Source organism: Paenibacillus lentus (assembly GCF_042714055.1).
Classification (GTDB): Bacteria; Bacillota; Bacilli; order Paenibacillales; family Paenibacillaceae; genus Fontibacillus; species Fontibacillus lentus_A.
In genome coordinates, this window is sequence record NZ_JBHGVC010000005.1 from 489,430 (window position 1) to 511,530 (window position 22,101).

The 22,101-nt window shown below is 51.2% G+C and carries 22 protein-coding genes; 17 read left to right on the forward strand and 5 right to left on the reverse strand.

What is annotated here, in order from left to right; genetic code table 11:
• The first annotated feature begins 34 nt into the window (after nt 1–34).
• Genes ACE3MQ_RS14795 through ACE3MQ_RS14805 form a run of 3 tightly spaced genes read left to right on the forward strand, consistent with a single transcriptional unit; the run spans nt 35 to nt 3,336 of the window.
• On the forward strand, nt 35–970 hold the full coding sequence (locus ACE3MQ_RS14795) for an ABC transporter ATP-binding protein (RefSeq protein ID WP_379393873.1): 936 nt from the start codon (nt 35–37) through the stop codon (nt 968–970).
• 19 nt (nt 971–989) lie between these two features.
• On the forward strand, nt 990–2,186 hold the full coding sequence (locus ACE3MQ_RS14800; protein ID WP_379393875.1) for an ABC transporter permease: 1,197 nt from the start codon (nt 990–992) through the stop codon (nt 2,184–2,186).
• Nucleotides 2,179–3,336, forward strand: coding sequence for an ABC transporter permease (locus ACE3MQ_RS14805; RefSeq protein ID WP_379393877.1), 1,158 nt, complete (start codon nt 2,179–2,181; stop codon nt 3,334–3,336). The genes ACE3MQ_RS14800 and ACE3MQ_RS14805 overlap by 8 nt, the downstream gene beginning before the upstream one ends.
• Before the next feature lie 192 nt (nt 3,337–3,528).
• On the opposite strand, the gene ACE3MQ_RS14810 is transcribed toward ACE3MQ_RS14805, so the two are convergent.
• Nucleotides 3,529–4,020 carry a CcdC family protein gene (locus ACE3MQ_RS14810; protein ID WP_379393879.1) on the reverse strand — a complete coding sequence of 164 codons (492 nt, stop codon included), beginning with the start codon at nt 4,018–4,020 and terminating at the stop codon, nt 3,529–3,531.
• A gap of 172 nt (nt 4,021–4,192) precedes the next feature.
• On the opposite strand from ACE3MQ_RS14810, the gene ACE3MQ_RS14815 reads away from it, so the two are divergent.
• The 6 genes from ACE3MQ_RS14815 to ACE3MQ_RS14840 all read left to right on the forward strand — a co-directional run bounded on the left by ACE3MQ_RS14815 (nt 4,193) and on the right by ACE3MQ_RS14840 (nt 9,483).
• Nucleotides 4,193–4,627, forward strand: a complete 435-nt coding sequence (locus tag ACE3MQ_RS14815; RefSeq protein ID WP_379393881.1) for an Rrf2 family transcriptional regulator — start codon at nt 4,193–4,195, stop codon at nt 4,625–4,627.
• 82 nt (nt 4,628–4,709) lie between these two features.
• A complete protein-coding gene (locus ACE3MQ_RS14820; protein ID WP_379393883.1) occupies nt 4,710–5,822 on the forward strand; it encodes a lactonase family protein in 1,113 nt (370 codons plus the stop codon).
• A 422-nt stretch (nt 5,823–6,244) separates the two neighbouring features.
• Nucleotides 6,245–7,306, forward strand: coding sequence for a sulfate ABC transporter substrate-binding protein (locus ACE3MQ_RS14825; RefSeq protein WP_379393885.1), 1,062 nt, complete (start codon nt 6,245–6,247; stop codon nt 7,304–7,306).
• Between the two features lie 71 nt (nt 7,307–7,377).
• Entirely contained in the window at nt 7,378–8,208 is an 831-nt protein-coding gene (gene cysT / locus ACE3MQ_RS14830; RefSeq protein ID WP_379393887.1) for a sulfate ABC transporter permease subunit CysT, read from the forward strand.
• A 133-nt stretch (nt 8,209–8,341) separates the two neighbouring features.
• Nucleotides 8,342–9,202, forward strand: coding sequence for a sulfate ABC transporter permease subunit CysW (gene cysW / locus ACE3MQ_RS14835; RefSeq protein ID WP_379393889.1), 861 nt, complete (start codon nt 8,342–8,344; stop codon nt 9,200–9,202).
• 56 nt (nt 9,203–9,258) lie between these two features.
• Nucleotides 9,259–9,483: a YezD family protein gene (locus ACE3MQ_RS14840; RefSeq protein WP_379393891.1), complete on the forward strand. Its 225-nt coding sequence runs from the start codon at nt 9,259–9,261 to the stop codon at nt 9,481–9,483.
• A 108-nt stretch (nt 9,484–9,591) separates the two neighbouring features.
• Here ACE3MQ_RS14840 and ACE3MQ_RS14845 read toward each other — a convergent pair whose 3' ends face one another.
• Nucleotides 9,592–10,542: a hypothetical protein gene (locus tag ACE3MQ_RS14845; RefSeq protein ID WP_379393893.1), complete on the reverse strand. Its 951-nt coding sequence runs from the start codon at nt 10,540–10,542 to the stop codon at nt 9,592–9,594.
• 160 nt (nt 10,543–10,702) lie between these two features.
• On the opposite strand from ACE3MQ_RS14845, the gene ACE3MQ_RS14850 reads away from it, so the two are divergent.
• From ACE3MQ_RS14850 to ACE3MQ_RS14880, 7 genes are all read left to right on the forward strand, one after another.
• Complete coding sequence (locus ACE3MQ_RS14850) at nt 10,703–10,990, forward strand: DUF421 domain-containing protein (RefSeq protein WP_379393895.1); 288 nt, start codon at nt 10,703–10,705, stop codon at nt 10,988–10,990.
• A gap of 16 nt (nt 10,991–11,006) precedes the next feature.
• Nucleotides 11,007–11,390, forward strand: coding sequence for a DUF421 domain-containing protein (locus tag ACE3MQ_RS14855; protein ID WP_379393897.1), 384 nt, complete (start codon nt 11,007–11,009; stop codon nt 11,388–11,390).
• Between the two features lies 1 nt (nt 11,391).
• A complete protein-coding gene (locus ACE3MQ_RS14860; RefSeq protein WP_379393899.1) occupies nt 11,392–11,811 on the forward strand; it encodes a GNAT family N-acetyltransferase in 420 nt (139 codons plus the stop codon).
• Nucleotides 11,812–11,861: 50 nt separating this feature from the next.
• Nucleotides 11,862–12,695: a sulfite exporter TauE/SafE family protein gene (locus tag ACE3MQ_RS14865; RefSeq protein ID WP_379393901.1), complete on the forward strand. Its 834-nt coding sequence runs from the start codon at nt 11,862–11,864 to the stop codon at nt 12,693–12,695.
• A gap of 3 nt (nt 12,696–12,698) precedes the next feature.
• Entirely contained in the window at nt 12,699–13,085 is a 387-nt protein-coding gene (locus ACE3MQ_RS14870; RefSeq protein WP_379393903.1) for a DUF1634 domain-containing protein, read from the forward strand.
• A 981-nt stretch (nt 13,086–14,066) separates the two neighbouring features.
• Complete coding sequence (locus ACE3MQ_RS14875) at nt 14,067–14,705, forward strand: NAD(P)-dependent oxidoreductase (RefSeq protein ID WP_379393905.1); 639 nt, start codon at nt 14,067–14,069, stop codon at nt 14,703–14,705.
• A gap of 237 nt (nt 14,706–14,942) precedes the next feature.
• Nucleotides 14,943–16,571, forward strand: coding sequence for an NAD(P)H-hydrate dehydratase (locus tag ACE3MQ_RS14880; protein WP_379393907.1), 1,629 nt, complete (start codon nt 14,943–14,945; stop codon nt 16,569–16,571).
• Between the two features lie 148 nt (nt 16,572–16,719).
• On the opposite strand, the gene ACE3MQ_RS14885 is transcribed toward ACE3MQ_RS14880, so the two are convergent.
• Entirely contained in the window at nt 16,720–17,643 is a 924-nt protein-coding gene (locus tag ACE3MQ_RS14885; RefSeq protein ID WP_379394090.1) for an SDR family oxidoreductase, read from the reverse strand.
• A gap of 373 nt (nt 17,644–18,016) precedes the next feature.
• On the opposite strand from ACE3MQ_RS14885, the gene ssuE reads away from it, so the two are divergent.
• Nucleotides 18,017–18,571 carry an NADPH-dependent FMN reductase gene (ssuE, locus tag ACE3MQ_RS14890; RefSeq protein ID WP_379393909.1) on the forward strand — a complete coding sequence of 185 codons (555 nt, stop codon included), beginning with the start codon at nt 18,017–18,019 and terminating at the stop codon, nt 18,569–18,571.
• 447 nt (nt 18,572–19,018) lie between these two features.
• On the opposite strand, the gene ACE3MQ_RS14895 is transcribed toward ssuE, so the two are convergent.
• Nucleotides 19,019–20,836 (reverse strand): hypothetical protein, encoded by a 1,818-nt coding sequence (locus ACE3MQ_RS14895; RefSeq protein ID WP_379393911.1) that lies wholly within the window; start codon nt 20,834–20,836, stop codon nt 19,019–19,021.
• Nucleotides 20,826–21,779, reverse strand: coding sequence for a hypothetical protein (locus tag ACE3MQ_RS14900; RefSeq protein ID WP_379393913.1), 954 nt, complete (start codon nt 21,777–21,779; stop codon nt 20,826–20,828). Before ACE3MQ_RS14900 ends, ACE3MQ_RS14895 begins: the two co-directional genes overlap by 11 nt.
• Nucleotides 21,780–22,101: the final 322 nt, after the last annotated feature.

Consider the following 22,101-nt stretch of genomic DNA (forward strand, 5'->3'; position numbering starts at 1 on the left):
TACTTAGGCAGGAAATGTGGGGGGCGAACGAAGGATGGCTTCTGTAGAAGTGACAAATGCAGTGAAACGATATGGCGACAAATTATCCGTGGATCACTTGAATATGAAAATAGAAGCTGGCGAAATTTTCGGGCTGCTCGGTCCGAATGGAGCAGGAAAGAGCACGACGATTAATATGATTGTCGGGCTGCTGCCTATGGATCAGGGAAAAATTTCTGTCGATGGAATCGACGTCAAGGAACAGCCGTTAGAAGTGAAGAGAAGAATCGGGCTGGTTCCGCAGGATCTTGCTCTTTACGAGAACATGCCCGCTGCGGATAACGTTGCGTTCTTTGGCAGACTGTACGGTTTGCGGGGAGGGCAGCTGAAGGAACGCGTTCAAGAGGCATTGCGGTTTGTCGGCTTGGAGGAGCGGGCGAAGCAACTGCCGCAAACGTTCTCCGGAGGAATGAAACGGCGCTTGAATATCGCCTGCTCGATTGTGCACCGTCCGAAGCTGATTATTATGGATGAGCCGACCGTAGGGATCGACCCTCAGTCGCGAAATCATATTTTGGAATCGGTGCGGCAATTGAATCGTATGGGCTCTACGGTGATTTATACGAGTCATTATATGGAGGAGGTTGCCGCCCTCTGCGATAGGGTGGCCATCGTGGATCAAGGCCGTGTTATCGCCTGCGGGACAGAGCAAGAGCTGCGGGATCGGGTAGCCGGGGAGGAGAAAATCATCATGAAGGCCTCCGGCGTCGTCGAAGCGGTTCTGGCAGAGCTAAAGCAGCATCCGCGGATCATACGCATGGTGCAAAACGAAAACGGGTTTGAGCTGTTTACACGGTCTTCGCAAAATGAGCTCCAGGATATTTTGTACATCTGTGCGAAGCATGATGCTGTCATTCATTCCGTTGTATGCGAACAGCCGACGCTAGAAACGCTGTTTCTGAATTTGACCGGGCGCACGCTGCGGGATTAGGACTGGGAGGGGACATACAGTGAAGCTATGGACAATCGCCTGGTTCGAGCTGCGAATTCTAACGCGGACGCGCGCCGTTTTGCTGAATTTATTTTTATTGCCGATGGTGTTGATTTTCATTCTTGGCAGCGCGCTTTCGGGCAATTTTACGGATAGTACGGAAGCGGCAATAGACCCGGCTCGGGTCGTGGTCGTTGAGGTACAGGCAGAGGCAGAGGGAGATGCGGCGGGGAGGTCTGGAACGGGTTTTGGGTTTAAGGAGTTTCTGGACAGTCCTGAAATTAAACAAAGATTGCAGGTTGAGAACATAACGAGCCGGGAAAAAGCCATCCAAGCGTTAACCCGGCGGGAAGCAGATTTTGCCGTGGTCATTCCGCCTGATTTCGAGCAGCGGGTAACGGCAAGAGAGGAAGTGAAGTGGGAACTGATTCCAGGGAGTGACAGCGTGAAGAATCTTGTTGCCGAAATGGTTTTCCAAGCTTATTTGGATGAAGCGAACCAGATACAGGCAGTGAGTATCGCTTTGGGGCCCAACGGCGTCCTAGAGGCGATGGGAGGGATGAATGATGCAGATTCCACCTATGTAGAGACGGCATCGTTGAGCGAACAAGGCAAGACCTATTCCTCCTTTCAATATTACGCGGCCTCCATGCTCATTATGTTCCTCCTGTATTCCGGTCTTTCAGCGAGCATCAGTCTGTCTGAGGAGAAGCGCAATAAAACACTGTACCGCTTAAACGCGATGCCTGTGAGCACACTGGAAATATTCACTGGAAAAATCGCTGGAAACGGCTTGGTCGCTTTTTTACAGGCTGCTGTCATCATCGGCGGTACATCGCAGCTCTATGGCGTGGATTGGGGCAATCATCTATGGCTGCTGATCCTGATTTGCGTACTCGTCGTTATGTCCTCGATGATGCTGTCCGTGATTATTACCTTGCTATCCAAATCATCAGCAGTTGCCCGTTCCGTCGTTGTAACGGTTATTGTGATTATGACCTTTTTGAGCGGAGGCTTTCAACCGCTGCCGATTGAGCTTGTTCAGCGGCTTGGCGAATTTACGGTGAATCACTGGGCGCTTCAGGGTACGCTGCGATTAATGCTTGGGGCAGATCCTGCGCAAGTGATGCAGTACATTTCAATGCTGAGTTTATACTGCGGTTTATTGCTGGTGGCCGGGATCTTTGTTTATCGGAAGGTGGGTTATCATGAGTAGCTTGACGATAGCTTGGAATGTCATAAGGCGAACAATCGGTACAAAAAAAGGGCTGCTAGGCTACATATTGCTGCCTTGCGTGGTCATTTCTTTAGTTATTGCCCTGCTGGGAAAGGAAGAAATGATACTCGCCCAAATTGCATATGTGGATAAAGATCAGGGGATCGCGAGCGCCTTTCTGTTGGAAGAGCTGGCTAATAAGCCAAACTATGCCTTGAAGTCGTATGCTGAAGAGGCGAGCATGAAAGAAGCGCTTCTGGCGAAAAAAGGGGCGGTAGGCTTTGTTATCCCTGCCGGCTTTACAGAGGGAGTTCGCTCCGGCAATATTCCTAAATTTCAAGTTTATGAATTAATGACGAGTGAAGCAACCTTTACGCTCAGGATCAACCTAGATGGACTCGTCCGGGGCATGGCGTCTTCCTCATGGGCTGTCAAATCCTTTGCGGGAGAGAACGATCAAGCGCAGACAGTATTGGCCGATGTGTTCGACGAGACGAGAAAACACCGGGTAACCGCCTTCAAGCAGGATCTGCACCTCTATCCGAAGGAGGGGCTGAGCACGGTCACCGGCTTTACGCTGATGTTCCTCATGAGCTTAATCAGCAGCTCGGTTACGCAGATCGTTGAAGACCGCAGTAAGCGTACGATGGCTCGCGTATTCAGCGCTCCGGTCAGGGCGTGGGAGATTGCCGCAGGCAATTTTCTTGGCAGTTTCTTTGTCGGCGTCATCCAAATTGCGGTCGTGCTTCTGCTCAGCCGCTGGGTGCTGCGTTATGATGCCGGAATCCCGCTGCTGCAGCATTTTATCGTTTTAGCCGCATTCATGCTTGTAGCGATGGGAATCGCGAGTGCAGCAGCCGGGCTGATCCGCAATCCGCAAAATGCAGGCATGCTCAACAGCCTGATCATCACCCCGACTTGCATGATTGGCGGCTGCTTCTGGCCGATCTCCTTCATGCCGGAATATATGCAGAGGGCGGCTAACTTTGTCCCGCAGAAATGGGCCATCGAAGCGGTCGAGCTGCTATCCTCCGGAAGCAGCCTCACAGGAGTCGGCGTTCCCTTGCTCATCCTTGTGCTCATGGCCTTCGTGCTGCTGATCATCGGTTCGGCTGTGCTTCGTCCCAACGAGGGGCAGGCGAGGGCATAATGGGGGATATTATGGAATAGCATAGATGCGAAAAAAACAGGTTATCCGGGCGATGGTCGGCATCATCCGGATAACCTGTTGTCGTTTAAGAAGGCGAAACTAAAATTTAGTGGAAAAAGATTGCATCCCTATATAAAATTTAATATGTTGGTAGGAAGCCGTGTTCTGGCAGAAGCCTTCAGCCTAACGAAGCTAGTTCGGTGAAACCTGTCCCGTAATACGGCGATATTCTCTCAGCATATACAATCGCCAGCTTAAGATCATTCCGTAGGCCAGCAGGAAAAATACAGAACCCGTCTGGAAAAGCGAAATATATTGCTCGACGACTTCATGGAGGACGAGCCTTAGCGCAAGCAAACCGATCAGGATGTAGGCGAAGCCCCGAGTTCGTTTGGCATATACCTCGCCGTCGATGATTTCAAATTGGGTGCTGCGATTTAACGGGTAAGAGAACAGCAGCGAACCAACAGCAAAGGCAATGACCCCCCAAAGAATCGGGATATGCGTTTCGGGGACGATAAACATCCCAAAGCCCGTAGTCATCCCAAGCGGCGGGATAACGATCTTCTTAATCGTCACGGGCCTGCGGCTGGCCTTCAACCGGATAAACAATGCGAGCACCGCCATAACGATGGCTCCCACAGTAACAAAAACCTGCAGATAAGAAGGAATGAGTATATTCATGAAATGTCCCTTTCTTGAACATGTTTAGTAATTGTTATACACGTTACCCGTGCCAGGTGTCGGCGAGACCATTATAACATAAATCATATACAGAAAATAAAAATGAGTGTATGGCTTCATGAAATGATTTACGCGTTAATGTTTCCACACATGACGGAAAGGGGAAAGACATATGAACAGCGAGTTTACGGTTGCCCTGCATTGCCTTCTTTTTCTTCATATGAATGCAAATTGCATTGCCAATAGCGAGAAAATCGCTACGAGTGTGGCAACACACCCTGCCCGTGTCCGTAAGGTGCTGAGCCTGTTGAGAAAACAAGGGTATGTGGCTACGAAGGAGGGAGTGGGCGGCGGATATCTGCTTAGCGCCGATTTGAATGCAATCACCCTTGGGGATTTGTATCGCCTGTTCGCGAGAGGCTCGCTTCAGCCGGGTTGGTGCTCAGGCAGTCAGGAGTCGGCCTGTCAGGTGTCCTCGAACATGCATGAGGTAATGGATCGGGTTTTTGCTGGAGGAGAAGATCGGCTGGAGCATTACTTTGACGAGATCAAAGTGTCTCGGGTGAAGGATCTGCTTCAGGAGCTGCAGGCTGAACCGCGATTGTAAATTAGCGGCCGAATTGCGTTTTGGATATAAGTTCAGGATAATAAAGGTATTGTAACCAATCGATAGGGGAGGAAAAAATGCTATGAGCATCTTTGATCAAGATGAGCAGTATTTCTACGTTGGGGGTTATTCGTCCGATAAGGAGCCGGGAATTCACCTTTGCGCCTTAAATACCGGCAGCGGAAAGCTTCGCCATATTCATAGTACATCAGGGATAGAAAATCCGTCTTTTCTTATCGTAACCGACATTGCGGCTGGAAGCCGCCATGCGCTGCCGAATAGTGAGGGGGACGCTGCAGATGGTTCGAGAATGCTGCGATTGTTTGCGGCCATGGAATGCGAGGAGGGCAAGGTAGCTGCATATGGCATTCAGCCGAATGACGGCCAGCTGACGCTGCTTCGCACGGAAAGCACAGATGGAGCGAGTCCGTGTCATGTATCGATGTCCCCTTCCGGACACCTGCTTGTCGCCAATTATTCCAGCGGGCATGTCAACAGCTTTGAGCTGGATGAGCAGGGCAGCTTAGCCGGTATGGCCGCCGCCGTTCAGCATGTCGGGAGCGGCTTTCGCCAAGACCGTCAGGGATCGGCCCATGCGCATCATATTTACCCGTCCAAGGATGGCAAATACGCCTTCGCATCGGATCTAGGTCTCGACCAGATCATCGTCTACAGATTAGAAGAGGGCAAGCTGGTTACACACCGCGAGGTGGCGCTACCGCCTGGAGCAGGCCCAAGACATTTTATCATTCATCCATCCGACACGATCGCATACGGCATTAATGAACTTAACAATACGATTACCGTGTTTGCCTACAATCCGACGCACGGCATTCTGGAAATATTGCAGCATGTCAGCACTTTGCCGGAGGAATTTTCTGAGGAGAGCTATGCAGCAGATTTACACTTTTCACCCGATGGAAAATATTTATACGCATCGAACCGGGGCCATGACAGCATTGTCCGCTTCAAGCTGGACGCGGCGACCGGAGGGCTGAGCGATCCGGAGTGGACAAGCGTCGGTGGGAAGTGGCCGCGTAATTTTGCGGTCATTGACAACTACGTGCTTGTGGCGAACCAGTTCAGCAATAATATTACCGTTCTTCGCAGAGATCCGAGTACTGGAAGCCTCACGCCTGCCGACAGCAAGCTAGAAGTGAAGGAGCCGTCCTGCATTGCGCCTGTGCGGCGTTAACTACAGTTTATAAATTATTGCAGCAACCCTAAGACGAGGCCGGCAGCCTCGTCTTTTTGCCGTAGTCAACAACTTGCTCTTAGATGGGAATATAAGATCATCTTATAGATTTTTAATGTATTTCCAATAAAAGTGTTTGACAAGAAAACCCAGCGCATATAGAATACAATCATAGCATACTAAACAGGTAGGAATAATAAAATAATGTTCTCACCGTACGGACGGAGGAACGCTCTACTTGCCTTGGCAGACACGGTAGCAGTTCGGTCTGACCGTAGGGATAGGGGCGTTCCTCTTTCTATTTTGCCAAACAGATGGCCTGAGCCGGTGAATCAGGTACTGAGGCGTCAGGCAGTATCATGTACGAGAATTCAGAGGAAATTACAGAGATTTTAAAGAGAGTATGGGGAGAGTGAATGGTAATGAAAATGGGATTGAAGCAAGGGTTCGTCGTTAGTCTCGCATTGGCTGTGTCTTTGGTTGCAGCGGCCTGCGGAAATTCCAGCAAGAGCAGCGCTTCCGATGTCAGTGCACAAGGGGGGAAAGCAAAAGAAGTAACCCTGCTGAACGTATCCTACGATCCGACCCGTGAATTGTATACCGAATTTAACAAGGCCTTCGCCGCCCATTGGGAGCAGGAGAACGGGCAGAAGGTATCTATTAAGCAGTCTCATGGCGGTTCGGGCAAACAGGGCCGGGCTGTCATCGACGGACTTGATGCGGATGTCGTTACGCTGGCTCTCGGTTATGATATCGATGCGATTCAGCAAGCGGGATTGATCCATGAAGGCTGGCAGCAGAAGTATGACCATAACAGCTCGCCATACACCTCGACGATCGTGTTCCTTGTTCGCAAAGGAAATCCGAAAGGGATCAAGGATTGGGATGATTTGATCAAGGATGGAATCGAGGTCATTACGCCGAACCCGCAAACGTCGGGCGGAGCACGCTGGAATTATCTTGCGGCATGGGGTTATGCGCTGCACCAGAACAACAATGACGAGGCAAAAGCGCAGGAGTTCGTGAAAGAACTGTATGAGCATGTTCCGGTACTGGACAGCGGTGCCCGCGGAGCAACGACGACATTCGTGGAACGCGGACTCGGTGATGTGCTGCTCGCTTGGGAGAATGAGGCTTGGCTGTCAGTGGAAGAGCTTGGCCCGGATAAATTCGATATTATCTACCCGTCGGAGAGTATTTTGGCCGAGCCGCCTGTAGCTGTTGTAGATAAAAATACCGATAAAAAAGGCACGCGCGAGGTGGCCGAGGCATATTTAGAGTATTTGTACTCGGAGGAAGGCCAGACGATTGCGGCCGAAAATTATTATCGCCCTACACTGGACAGTGTAAAGAGCAAATTTAAAGATGCTTTTCCGGAAATTAAACTGTTTACGATTGACGAAGAATTTGGCGGATGGGCCGCAGCCCAAGAGAAGCATTTTAGCGACGGCGGCATATTCACGCAAATTTATGCGCCTAAATAACCGACCGGACTAACGGAGGGGCATTCCTGCTCAAACAGATAGGGATGCACAGATGGAAAGGATGAACATTCATGCACAGTGGCACTTCAAAGCGCGGAGTGCTTCCCGGCTTCGGGATCACGATGGGTTACAGCGTACTATATATTAGCTTGGTTGTATTGATTCCGTTATCTGCGCTGCTGCTGAACTCTACGGGTCTAACCTGGGAGAAGTTCTGGGATGTTGCGACAGATTCACGCGTACTTGCTTCCTATAAGGTCAGCTTCCTGACCGCGGCAGCGGCGGGACTGATTGATACCGTGCTCGGTCTGCTGATCGCGTGGGTACTCGTTCGATATGATTTTCCTGGCAAGAGCATTTTCGATGCGATGATCGATCTTCCCTTTGCCCTGCCCACTGCGGTAGCGGGGGTGTCGCTGACGGCGATCTATTCGGCGAACGGCTGGATCGGCTCTTTGTTCGAACCGTTGGGGATAAAAATCGCCTTCACGCCGATCGGCATCACGCTGGCTCTGATGTTCATCGGGATCCCGTTCGTCGTCAGAACGGTTCAGCCAGTGCTTCAGGATCTGGATGCCGAGGTGGAGGAGGCGGCAGCAACGCTGGGCGCAAGCCGCTTCCGGACGTTTCGTTCCGTCGTTCTGCCAGAGCTGCTGCCGCCCCTACTGACGGGGTTCGCCCTGGCATTCGCCCGCGGGATTGGCGAGTACGGCTCCGTCGTTTTCATTTCCGGCAATATGCCGATGAAGACGGAGATCGCCCCTCTGCTCATCATGTCGAAGCTGGAGCAGTTCGATTACGCCGGCGCTACGGCTGTGGCCTTGATGCTGCTGATCATTTCTTTTGTGCTGCTGCTGCTCATTAACTCTTTGCAGCGGAGAGTACGCAAGACAGCGAGGTAATTGCGCTTAATGCATTGGTGCCGACAGCAGGAAGCCGCTGGCGGCGAACACGCGCCGGGTGAAGAAGCAAGCAATCGCATGGAGAACTAGAACGCGAGAATCTAGCATCCAGAATTCAGGGAGGTATCAGGAAATGGCAGGCTCTGTTCCGCTATCTACAAAGAAGCCATCCACGGTCAGACAGCGCAAATTGAATGAGTCTAGCGCTATTAAATGGATTCTGATCGGGGCGGCAGTGCTGGTGCTGCTGTGGCTCATCGTTTTACCGCTGGTTGTCGTACTAAGCGAAGCTCTGAAGAAGGGCTGGGGAGTATATATCGAGGCGATCCGCGACCCGGATGCTTTGTCGGCTTTGAAGCTAACGCTTCTAGTAGCCGTTATTACCGTACCGTTGAATACGATTTTTGGCGTTGCCGCAGCTTGGGCCGTGACGAAATTCAAATTCCGCGGAAAGCAGCTGCTTATCACGCTTATCGATTTGCCGTTTGCCGTATCTCCCGTGATCGGCGGATTGATCTATGTTCTTGTTTACGGCGCAAATGGCTGGTTCGGCCCGTGGCTGCAGGAGCATGATTTGAAGATCATTTTCGCACTGCCGGGGATCATTCTAGCGACCTTATTCGTTACCTTTCCATTCGTTGCCCGCGAGCTCATTCCGTTAATGGAGGATCAGGGCCAGCAGGAGGAAGAGGCGGCGGTCATGCTTGGAGCACGCGGCTTTAAAATTTTCTGGAAAGTAACGCTGCCAAACATTAAATGGGGATTGTTGTACGGCATTATATTATGTAATGCAAGAGCGATGGGGGAATTCGGCGCGGTGTCCGTTGTCTCCGGACATATCCGGGGAGAGACCAATACGCTTCCCCTGCACGTTGAAATATTGTATAACGAATACCAGTTCTCCGCATCATTTGCAGTAGCCTCTTTATTGCTGTTATTAGCGCTCGTTACCCTGGTATTTAAAAGCTGGTTTACACGCAAAAGTCAGCATTAGTGTTTCATGGACAAATATGGATAGGCTGAATTGCCGAGGAGAGGGAGGCAGTAAGTATGGCAAAACCATTAAAGGTTGACGGTGTATGGTTAGATCGGATTGCGGGATTGTTAAACGAGATGGAATTCGGGTCGCTCAACATTGTCGTCCATGAAGGGCAAATCGTCCAAGTGGAGCGTACAGAGCGGAAGCGATACGAAATGGGAGCTTCCAATGCTGCCAAGTCCTCCGGAAACCAGCGGAATGCGGCCAGACCCTTGCGTCAATCAGGAACGAGATAGATCATTATCGATATGAAAAAGAGCAACCCCGAATCAGGTGGCTTCGAGGTCGGTAGACCTGCGAGAGAACACAGATATCGGGGTTATTTATGTCATAAATCCGTAGGCTTAAGGTGAAGTAGAGTCTTTCGATTTCATATTGGATTCCGTTTCAATGTCATCTATATCAGTCAGTTGAGCCTCCAGTGTAGAAAGCTCGTCCTCCTCGAAATAGTGGCCGACAAAGGGTCGAGATTTACGCGGTTTGCTATGGTTGAAGCGAAATCCTGCCAGAAAGAGCAGCAGCTGCAGCGTAAGTATATACGGTGCCCATGGCAAGCCTATCATATGAAGCAGAGCAGTCAAGGCAATCGTGACAGCCAGCCAGCGCTGCAGCAAAGAGCTGGACGACTCCCTGCGCCAGCCTCTGAGAAATGGATACAGAATAAGCAGTGAGAATAGGCAGGAGAGGAAGCGAGACCAAATATACAACGCGGCCCACCGCTCGTATGACGCGCTCCATCGTTCGTTCTCCATATAGCTGAGTTGACTCAGCGAGCCTAGGAGCCAGAGAACAAGCATAAAAATACTGGTCGTAAATATAAACGGCAGCGCATGATGGAACTGCTGCCATAAAGACCAGCCCCATCCGGGCTTCTCCGTGCGGCTTAACAGCACGCTCCGCTCCTCGATCAATCGTTCGGTCTCCCGCTCAAGCGTTCTTAGCAGCAGTGTGAGGCGCGTCTTATCTCCTTCGTCCAAGGTATAAGCCGTAATTTGCGCCAGCAAATCCTCTGTGGCGTAAGGCGCAGCTTTACAAGCCAGCAATTGATCGATCAACGAGGGATGCTCGGCAGATGACGGCTCATGCTGGCTGCCGATTTCCCGAAGAAGTGCTCCTGTGGCTGCGGTATACAGCTCCAGGCTGCGGTGGAGACGGTCAAGCCGAACGTTAATCCTATATGTCGTTCTTCGCTTTGAGGCGCCATATTGCCAAACGAACAGTATAAGCGCAAACGCTAAAATGACGGCTGTAGGAGTATATAGTTGAGGCCACGCTAACCAATCCGAAAGTGACACCCGAACCACCCTTTCGATATTCCTCATTCCACTATTGCATACGTTAGGTACGTTTTTCAAGCGGCAGAATTGGAAAAAAGCGGCGTGCCTGTATTTTGCATGTCAAGCTCTCCCTAAAGCGGGTATATAGTAAGCACTATCATATTCAGGGGGGATTTTTGTGGACATCGGAAAAATGGCTCTTAAAATCTTAATCGGTTTTATTGGGTTATGGGTGCTGACCCGTCTGCTGGGGAAAAAAGAAATCTCTCAGCTTACGCCGTTTGATTTCGTTTCCTCCGTCATGCTAAGCGATCTTGTAGGAGAGACGGTCTATTCGGAAGACATCGATTATTCCGAATTGATACTTGCTCTATTTTTATGGGGAGCATTATCCTTCATTTTCGAAAAGGTGTCACAAAAGATTAAACAGGTTCGCGGCTTTCTGGACGGGAATCAGCAACGGTGAGGTGGATTTGAAGCATATGCGGCAAAATGGACTGGACTTTGACCAGCTGCGCATGCTGCTTAGACAGCACGAAGTCTTCTTCATAAGCGAGGTGGCTTATGCTATATTTGAACCTAACGGGACGCTTAGCGTGATGAAGAAGCCTTCGGAGGAAGCGGTAAAGCGTAAGGATCTGGGCCTGGATACCTTTAATGAGGAGGCGCATTTATCCTATTGCTTGGTTGAGAATGGAGTAATCGACCAAACCAGTCTTCAATTGATCGGTAAAGACGAAGCTTGGCTTAAACAATTGCTGCAGAAGAATGGATATGAACGGCTGCAGGGTGTGGCCTATGCCGAGTGGAAGGAAGACGAAGATCTTTACGTAGTGCCGAAGCAGCGGAACAGAAAGGAGAAATAGCATGAAGGAGCAACAAGTTCGTATAGTCAGAGAGGTTCCGGATGCTGAAAATTACGCCGCCCTGAGAAAGCAAGCCGGGCTAAGCCCGAGAAGCGAGCAGGGGATAAAGATCGGCCTGGGCAACTCTCTTTTTGCGGTGTCGTTATACGCTGGGGATGAACTCATCGGTATGGGGAGAGTGATAGGCGACGGCGGCTGTTTCCTGCAAATTGTGGATATCGCCGTGCGTCCTGATTATCAGGGGCAAGGGCTTGGAAAGCTCATTATGGATGAGCTGATAAATTACTTGAAGGAGGAGACGCCTGTGGATGCTTATGTAAGCCTGATCGCCGACCAGCCTGCAGACAAGTTGTATTTGAAATATGGCTTTCGGTATACGGCACCGGATTCTCTCGGAATGTATTTAAGGATCACTAAATAGCCCAGCGTTTGCTTCATGACCTCTGAAATGATCACAAAGGAGATGTCTATTTGACTGCCACTGTCATTGAAATTTTTTTGATTGCTATTCTGGCGGGAATTGTAGGTTCTATTCTCGGCCTTGGCGGAGGGATCGTCGTTACTCCGGCATTAACTCTATTATTCGGGGTAGATATTAATCATGCGATCGGAGCCAGTCTGATTTCGGTTATTGCGACCTCCAGCGGTTCGGCCGTAGCTTACATAAGGGATCGAATCACGAATGTGAGGGTAGGCATGTTCCTGGAAATTGCCACGACGGTCGGGGCAATTACGGGGGCTTTCCTCGCGGCGTTAGTCGCGCCGAATTTCCTATACTACATTTTTGCCCTGCTGCTGCTTTATTCTGCCTATGCAATGGTTAAGAAGGGCAAGGAGGAAATACCCGTTAACGTTCCGCAGCATCCCGTAGCGGAAAAGCTGGGGCTTAGCGGAGAATATTATGATAAAGCGCTCGGTAAAAATATCACTTATAACGTAGATCGCGTATACGAAGGCTTCGGTGTAATGTATGGAGCCGGTGTAGTGTCCGGGCTGCTGGGGATCGGCAGCGGCAGCTTTAAGGTCATGGCGATGGACGTCTTTATGAAGATGCCGCTCAAAGTGTCGACGGCAACGAGCAACTTCATGATGGGCGTGACCGCTGCGGCCAGTGCGGGAATCTATTTCCTGCGCGGCGATATTGTGCCCGTCATTTCGGCGCCGGTAGCTCTCGGCGTATTGATCGGGGCGACGGTCGGAGCAAGAATTATGCAGCGGCTAAAAAGCAAAACCATCCGCAAGCTGTTCATTCCCATCATGATCTATGTTGCCTTCCAAATGATATACCAAGGATGGAGGGGTTGACCTATGGCGGAGCAGCAGCAGCAAGCAAGCCGTCAGGATCGTGCAGCCGAGGTAGAAATCGCTATCAGCAAAATGCTGCGGATCGGCATTGTCCTAGCCGGCCTTGTTATTGTTACCGGTCTGGTTCTGTTTCTTGTTACAGGGGACAGCGGTTACCCTGGCGACACCTTCCCGACGAGCCTGCCGGATATTTTCCAGGGTCTGATTCAATTGAAATCCGTAGCAATTATTGAAGTTGGCTTAATCCTGCTTATCTTGACCCCGGTATTTCGGGTATTCGTCTCTATGTTCGCATTCATTCATGAGAAGGATTACCGATTCGTGCTCATTTCGATATTCGTGCTCATCATCCTGGGCATCAGCTTTGCGCTTGGCAAGGTCGGAGCCTAAGTTAGCTTTAACGATAGCCTGGACGTTAGTTAGAACTTTAGATAAAGCAGAAGCATAACCAGAACCAGAAATAGAGATAGAAGTAGAACCATAACCGGAATCAGAAGTTTTTCGCACCGCGCGCAACTCCCAGCGCGCGGTGTTTCGCTGCATGACGGCGGTCTGTCGACCACATGTAGAGATAGAAGTAGAAGCATGACCGGAATCAGAAGTAGAGGTAGAAGCAGAAGCATAACCATAACCAGAACCAGAAGTAGAGATAGAAGCAGAAGCAGAAGCATAACCGGAATCAGAAGTAGAACTATAACCAGAACCAGAACCTGGAGTGGCACTAGACCGTGCGAGAACCAGAACCTAAAGTGGCACCAGAACCAGTATAAGATGAACTTAAGAGTGAGTTGCAGACAAGGGAGTAAATAATTCCGAAGAAACTGAAGGGGTTGTCCAGAAAATCAGTGAAAACTGACTGCTGGACACCCCGTTTTTTTGAAAGAAAGCTGCTTCGGAAACACAAGCCTGTAGCGCCTTTGTGACCGGATTCCTAACACTTATGAACCTATACAACTTAGGAATTTTGGGAACAACAGCGAGAGTAGTAACATTTTACGGACTTGTCCCACATCCATTTCAATCGTTCAACTTGTATAAATGGATTTATAGTAGTTAGTTTCTACGGCAAAGAAGGAATAGTAGATTTAAATGGATTACATGTAGTTAGAAGACAGGGAAAGGGGCAATCCTGGGCTGAATTCTTGATTTTAGGTACATAAAATCCATCTAATCCCCTGAAACATTCGTTTAGAGTATTATTAGATACATGAATTCCAGTTAGTGTACGGCAATGGCTTTGTTATATAAATAGAACTGGGTATATTTGGCAAGCGGCTGCTATCGTTTTATACCGGTGACGTTTGATCCCATGCCATTTGTGATAATTATAATAAAAGCACAATCAAATTCAGAAGAGAGAGGGCGTTCGGGATGAAAATCGTAATTTTTGGAAGCACGGGTACGATTGGCAAGGCTATTTTGACGGAGGCGCTTCGCCGCGGGCATGAAGTAACTGCAGTCGTTCGCAATATATCAAAGCTGGAAGGCCAGGCAGGCCAAGAAGGGCTTCATCTGCTGACGGGAGATATTTTGATGCCCGAATCGATTGCACGGGCGGTAGAAGGGAAGGATCTCGTCATTAGCGCCTATGGCCCTCAATTTGGACAGGAGGATGAGCTGCCGGAAGCGGCACGCTCTTTAGTGGAAGGCGTAAAGCGCGGAGGTGTTCGCCGATTGATCGTAGTCGGCGGAGCTGGGGGGCTGGAGGTTGAACCCGGCGTCTTGCTGATGGATACCCCGGAATTCCCCGAGGAGATTCGCCCCTTGGCGAGAGCGCATAATGAAGCATATCAAGTTTATAGCGCATCTGATTTGCTGTGGACGGTCATGAGCCCCGCAGCGATCATTGAGCCGGGCAAGCGTACGGGACATTTTCGGATAGGCACGAATCGGCTGGTTACGGATGAAAGAGACCAAAGCCGCATCTCGATCGAGGATTATGCCGTAGCTCTGCTGGACGAGGCGGAAGATCCGCAGTTTCCTGGCACAAGATTCACGGTTGCGTATTAGTTGTAGATTACTCCGCTGGCCAAAAATATTGCAAATGGTACAGCGCTGCTGCAGCATTACAGGCCAGAAGTGCCATAGATCGTTTGTGGAGCCTTTCGGAGTACTACAGGTTGTACGAACAGCTTGCTTAAAGTATTGCAGCTTGGAAGTGTTGTAGGCTGTTTAAAGAGAGTAAGCTTTGTACTCGCGGCGCATGCAGTATCCAGATTTGTTTGTCATAGATGGGGGGAGCCGTTCATGCAAATAGTAACCTCAGAGCAGATGAGGGAAATAGATCATTACACGATAGAAACACTGGGCATTCCGGCGATTGTCTTAATGGAAAATGCCGGCCGAGCTATTGCCGAAGAGGTGCTCTCTTATTGCCGTGCCTCATCCCGGAATGGGTACAAGCATACTGGGGATGCTCCTGACTCGGAGCAGGCTTACGAGAAAGTCTTCCGTTCAGAGCCAGGCCCGAGGGAGAGGTATCGGGAAGAGCGTTGGCTGATCCTGATTGGAAAAGGCAACAACGGCGGTGACGGGCTGGTCTGCGCCCGTCATCTCGTGGACGCGGGTGTCAGCGTGCACCTGCTCTACGCGGAGCCGCCGGAATCGCTTTGCGGGGATGCGGCGGCGCAGCGCGCGATCGCGGAAGCACTGGGGCTGCCGCGGTCGGTGTACACGCCCGGTGAAGCCGGTACTTTCTCCGGCTTCACCGGGATCGTCGACGCGCTGCTCGGCACGGGCGCGAAGGGAGCCCCGCGAGGGGCGTACGCTTCCCTTATCCGCGAAGCGAATGGAAGCGGTCTGCCGATAATCGCGGCAGACATCCCGAGCGGCTTGGACGCCGATACGGGCGGCCTGTACGACCCGTGCATCTGCGCCCGGAAGACGGTCAGCCTTGCCTTCCTGAAGGCAGGGCTGACGCAGTATCCGGGAGCTGAGGCAGCTGGGGAGGTCGTGGTGCGCTATATCGGCATTCCGCCTGCCCTGCCGCCGAACGTGCCCGGCGCAGGGCAGGTATTGACCGAGGCCTCGCTGCAGAGCGAGCTCGGCATTAAGGTGGATCGTCCCCGCAGGGCGGACGGTCATAAGGGCACATACGGGCACGTGCTGCTGGCCGCAGGCAGCCTGCCGATGAGCGGCGCGGCGCTGCTGTCGGCCAAAGCCGCGCTCCGCGCCGGCTGCGGGCTGGCCACGTGGGCGCTGCCCGCCGCACTGCTGCCGCACACGTCAGGCACCGTGCCCGAGCTCATGACCGCCCCGGTTCCCGATGACGGGAGCGGGGCGTGGAGCGAGGCCGCCGCAGGCGAAGTGCTGCGGCTCATGCAGGCGCGCGATGTGCTCGCCGTCGGCCCGGGGCTGGGCCGCTTCCCGGGCGAGGCGGGCTTCCTGCGCGCCCTGTGGGAGGGCATCCCCCGTCCACTCGTCGTGGACGCGGATGCCCTGAACATCCTCGCTGCGGCCGGAGGCCTTGCAGCGTGGCAGCGCCGGGACGCGGCGACGGTGCTGACGCCGCATCCCGGCGAAATGGCCCGGCTCGCCGGGCTGAGCACGGCCGAGGCACAGCGGGATCGCCTCGGCCTAGCGCGCCGGTTCGCCGAGCAGCACGGCGTGACGCTGGTGCTTAAGGGAGCCCGCACTGTCGTTGCGGATCCCGGCGGCCGCGTCTTCGTCAACACCACCGGTCACCCCGGGATGGCGACCGGCGGGAGCGGCGATGTGCTCACCGGCATCATCGCCTCACTGCTTGCCCAAGGCCTGAGCGGAATCCAAGCCGCTGCGCTTGGCGTTTACCTGCATGGCCTTGCCGGAGAGCGCGCCGCCTCAAAGCGATGGACATCCGCTTCACTGCTGGCTGGAGATATTGTCGAAGCCTTATAGGCAGGCATTCGGACGAGTAATAACTGTATATTTACAACCGTATTGCTGCAAGACGCCCTTTTTTTCGTTGGAATAACTCTGCCTCAATGCATCTTGGCTCTGCATCTTCATAACCCAACAGTGCAGCCAACAGTTCAAACCTAAGGCTTTACGTCGTAACCATGGCTCCGCCATTGACATGCACGACTTCCCCGGTAACGTAGCTGGAATCGTCACTCGCTAAATATACATAAGCGGGAGCCAACTCATACGGCTGTGCTGCCCGCTTCATCGGCGCATCGGTACCGAAAACAGCCACTTCCTCCGCGCTGAAGCTGGAGGGGATGAGAGGCGTCCAGGTCGAGCCCGGGGCAACGGCGTTGACGCGAATGCCGCAATCGACTAGGGAGAGTGCCAGGGATCGGGTGAATGAGACGATAGCCCCCTTGGTAGATGAATAGTCAATCAATGTCTTATGTCCTTTATAAGCCGTAATGGAGGCGGTGTTGATGATTGAGCTTCCCCGGCACAAATGGGGCAGTGCGGCCTGAACCATAAAGAAGAACGGGAATATATTCGTTTGGAAGGTTTGGTACAGCTGCTGCTCTGAAATATCGGCAATGCTGTTCTGAGGGTACTGTACCCCATGATTGTTGACCAAAATGTCGAGGCGGCCAAAAGCGGAGATGGTTTCATGAACAACTGCCTCACAGTTCTTTTTAAAGCGGAGATCGATTTTTAAGGGAAGACAGCATTGTCCGAGCGCCTCCACACGGGCTTTTGTCTCCAGTGCGTCTGAGGTTTCCCACAAATAGGGGATGACGACGTCGGCCCCTTCTTTGGCAAACGCGATGGCCGTCGCCCGGCCAATGCCGCTGTCTCCGCCTGTAATAATGGCAACCTTGCCTTTAAGCTTGCAGCTGCCGCGATGATTTGGATTTTCCGAGATCGGCCTAGGGTGCATTAAACTTTCCAGTCCAGGCTGATAAGGCTGATGCTGAGGCGGGAAGGCGATAGGCTGCTCCTTGCATATCGTTTCTTTGGCGTAATACGGATAGACGGGATTCCCGTCTTCTGCAGGGTAAGGCTGCATCTGATGTACTGGCATTAAGGGATAATCGTGCTTCATCGGCTTCATAAAATCCATCTTGCTCATGGCATTCATATGGGCCGCCATCGGATGCATTGGGTTCACCGAATTCATTGGGTTCATCGAGTTCAAAATTAAAACCTCCAGGTCATAATCATTCTTCTGAAGTATGAGTATGCATATGCCTAGATGAGCGTGCCGACGATTGACTTTTACTTCAAATATTGATAGCATTTTTTTAAAGTAGAGTGGATTGATCGGGATTAGAAAGGTCCAACTCGAATTCGTAAATGATGAGAATTAGATCAATACGAGAAAATTAGCTATGATAATATACAGCGATTGAAAATGAACCTAGTAAAGGGGAATATAGATTATGCCAAAAGTTACGATTATTAATGGCAGTCCTACGCCCGGCTCCCGCTTGACGGCGATGATTGAGCTGGCGGATCAGCTGCTGCAGAAGCAAGGCTTTGAGGTGAATCATGTTAACGTGGGCGAGCTTCCACCGGAAGATCTGATCCATACGAAGTTTGAGAGCGAGGCCATCGTGAAGGCGAACGGACTGGTAGCTGAAGCGGATGCCGTCATCATTGCCAGCCCGGTATACAAAGCCTCTTATACCGGGGTGTTGAAGACGTTCCTGGATCTAGTCCCGCAGAAGGGCCTGGCAGGGAAGATTATCCTTCCGCTCTTTATCGGCGGGAGCCTGGCGCATTTGCTGTCCATCGACTATTCGCTTAAGCCGGTTTTATCGGCATTGGGCGCACGTCATATTCTAGGCGGGGTATACGCGGTAGACGCTTATATTGCTCGCACGGATCAGGGCGGCTTCGAGATTAACGAGGAATTGACCACGAGATTGGAAGATAACATTGCAGAGCTGGCTGAGGAAACCCATCGACGCGTTCAATTTGCGGCTCTGAAATAGCTGAAATAGCTGAAATAGCTGAAATAGCTGGAGTAGCTGCGGCTGCAACTGAGAATGCTTCTTTAGCGAGCATGGTCGCCATACAAAGGGTGTGTAAAGTTAAAAAAGGCTCTAATCATTCGTTTAGAATGATTTAGAGCCTTTTCGTATCTCGGTAGTATAAAATCATCGGAGGATGAGGATTTTATGTGGCTATAAACGGTGTACACACATTAACTGTATTCGTTGTATTTAAAAGATACAGCGTGCGGCTGAATGTACAGTTAGCTGGATTTCTAGTAGTTAAAACAAGGCTAACAGGCTGGTAAGGCAAATAGTAATGCTTTAAATACACGTAATGCAGTTATTTCGCAAAAATGTCCCCACAAGGACAAATAGACACATTAAATCCATCTAAATCCGACGTTTTAAAAGCATGAACATGCCTGCCTGGCCTCTATCGCCGAATTATTGCTTCACGGACTCAACTTTGACGACGGGAACGAGTACTGTTTGTGTGGAAGGCTGGTCAATCATGATAATTTCATCAGGCGAGCCTATGAATTGTTCCTGGCCATCCCCGGTTCGCGGAGCTACCGTGTATTGTTCGGCATAATGCGTGAAGCGCCCGATGATCGTAGCCTCCCCTTCGTAGAACGTGAAGTCGCCTTGGAGCACGATATGGCTGTTCTCGCCGAAAGCGAACGCCTCTCCGGTACCTGGAGAAGTGATGGTGCAGGTGAAGCGTACAAGGGTGCCGAGATATTGGCTGACATTGTCGGCGGCAATATCTACGTAATTCTGCTTGATTCCAGTAAATTCAAAGTTATCGCCATAGCGGACATATATGGCCGTTTCGCCCTCGCCTTCACCGAGCGGATTCACGACATGCAGCGTGTCGTCATGCTGAACGATTAAGTCGTCGGCTTCGATCGAAAACATCAGCTGGATGCGATCCTCCAGCACTTCGAAGGCGGTATAGAGCGTCTCTCGCGCAGCTGATTCCGCTTCGACCACCACCACGGGGGTGCTCGAGGTGCTTAAAACCGGGTCAATGCGCAGGCTGCGGATTTGCGCATGGGTGGCCAAGTCGCGATTCGATAAAATTTGCACGCTTTCCTCGCTGTTCATTCGGCCAAAAAACAGCTGGCTGCTCGCATCGATCGCGGCGACGTAGATGCTGGAGCCGAATTTTTTCACGCCGCCGTCGGCATGCTTATAGCCTTCTCCGTCGCTAGGCACCGGAAGAAGCCTTACAGGCTCGGCAGCCGTCCAGGCCAGCTCGGTCGCTCGTATTTCTGCCTTCGTATCCTGGTAATTGCTGATTGCCGTATACAGGTCGATGGCTTCCTGGTAATTTCCGCTGCTTATGCTCTTTTTAGCAGAGCGGAGCAGCTTATTGATTCCGTTTTTGGCGTAGCCCAGTACTTTTGAACGCGTGCTCGCAGTGCTGGCATACGTTTCGAACTGGCGCGAATGCAGGGCGAAGGCCGCGTAATCCTCGTTGTCCCAGTCTTTTTTGAGCACCGCCTCCATGAGAGCCTCCGTCTTGGCTTTAATCCAAGGCGCATCATGCTGATGCTTTTCATAGACGGACAGCATGGAGGAAGCGTTTTGCAGCATGGCCTCAATATAGCCGTTTGCAGTGATCCGCTCCAGCTTTGCTTCATCATATTCCTTGAACGCCGCGTTCAGCTCATCGAGCCATTCTTGCTCCGTACCGAAAAAATGGGCAGGAATGCGCAGCAGCTTCCACTTAAACGACTCATCGTCGTATTTGCCGGCAGACAAGTTTTGTTTCGGCTGCTCCAGCAGAGCCGTACGAAATTTTTTGAAATATTCCGTGAAGCCTTGCGAAATACTGTACTGCTCAGACACCTTCTTATAGTATTCGCTGTATGGCCCTTCAGGGGTCATATAGCTGCTGCGAACCTTCTGAAGGTCGGTATAGGCGTCCATCAGACGCTCAAAATCGTTTTTTCGGGCAGCCTCGGAGGCCTGACTAGCGATGCTGGACAGGCTCTCCTTCATAGCGGTAATTGGAGCCAGCTCATCCAATCGGGAGGCGATAAGCTCTTCCTTATATCGAATCGCATTGTTGTTTCGTGCTTTTCGATACAAGGTCTCCGCGTCGATCAGATTTTTCTCCTCATACAACCGTTCTGCGTCTTGGATCATGCTCAGCTTCTGAGAAATTCCTATTCCTTTGTAAATAAGCAGCGGAATCATCAATAAACATAGTAAAATGAGTAGATGATGCAGGGTTAACCATTTTTTAAACGTCATGTATAGTAGACCTCGGCTTTATTTGTTGAAAATCGGCATCCCATTGGTATTTCTCCTCATAAATTCGTGCTGTCTCCGCCTTTAGGGCTCCCCAATTCGCATCCGGGTTCTCCGTCACGATCCGATACAGCCGAAGGAAACGATCCTTGGGCAGCTTACGGGCGTAACGGGCCATGAATCCGGTATAGGCCAGCACATAACGTTTCATTCTCACCGCTGCCCCGGCTACTCCGGCGAGGATGTCATCCCCGTTCTCCATCGCCAGAATTTGCTGCTCGTACCTTATAACATATTGGAAGGCTCGGTCTTTAATGAGCTCCCGCTTGATTTTGGCAAGCTCGCCGATGTAGGAAGCCAGCTCGGGATCGAAATTTTCCAGCAGAAGCGGCTCCAGCTCCAGCTCCATATCTTTGCGCAGCAGGATGGACTGCAGCAGGATGATTTGCAGCTTTCGAATATGGTCATTGCGAATAATGACGGCGATTTCCCGCATCAGTTCATAGGAGCGGGCTTCGTTCTCTTGCGCGGCAGCGATTTCGAGATTGCGCACAAGACCGTCAGCGATGCGATCCCGGTCACGGACAAACATTTTGCTGAGCTCGAAGGTTGCTCGGTTGACCAGCACTTTGCGATGTACGGCATAAAGCACGGCGATCAGGACGATTCCCGACACGGCTGATATCGTCATCATCTGAAAAGTTTGGCTGAACAGGATCGCGATCAGGGTAAGCAGCAGGGCTAGCAGCAAATCATTGATCAGGGAGCGTTTTGCCGCGTGCCGCGCGTGCTCCTCGATCGAGCGGAGCGCGGACTTGCCGCAGATCGTGCAGTTTTCCTCCCCGAGCGCGGTATAGCTGCGGCAATTTCTGCAGCATCTTAACTTTTCATAGGCATAATTCGTTTTTACAGGAGGGCGCAGTGTAATTCTAATTTTCTTGTTCATGGCTCTCTCTTTTCATCGTTAATAAGCTGCAGTAATTGTGCGTCGAGCGCTTGGGGAGCGACAATATGGTTTCTGCGCGTGTAATATAGAATGGACTTCGTGATAACGAAGAGAAACAAAAGGGTTAGGCATCCGTATGTAACCATATGCAGGTTCCTTTCGTAATTGAATTATGAAGGTATTAATTATATCATATGGACAACGCTTGGCTTGGTAGATTTTGACGAAACATAGGGACGAATCTTTTCAACCTCTTAACCTTTTTTTAAGGAGTATTGATTACAATAGAAAAATGATCGATGTAGTTCAAAGTAGCCAGACC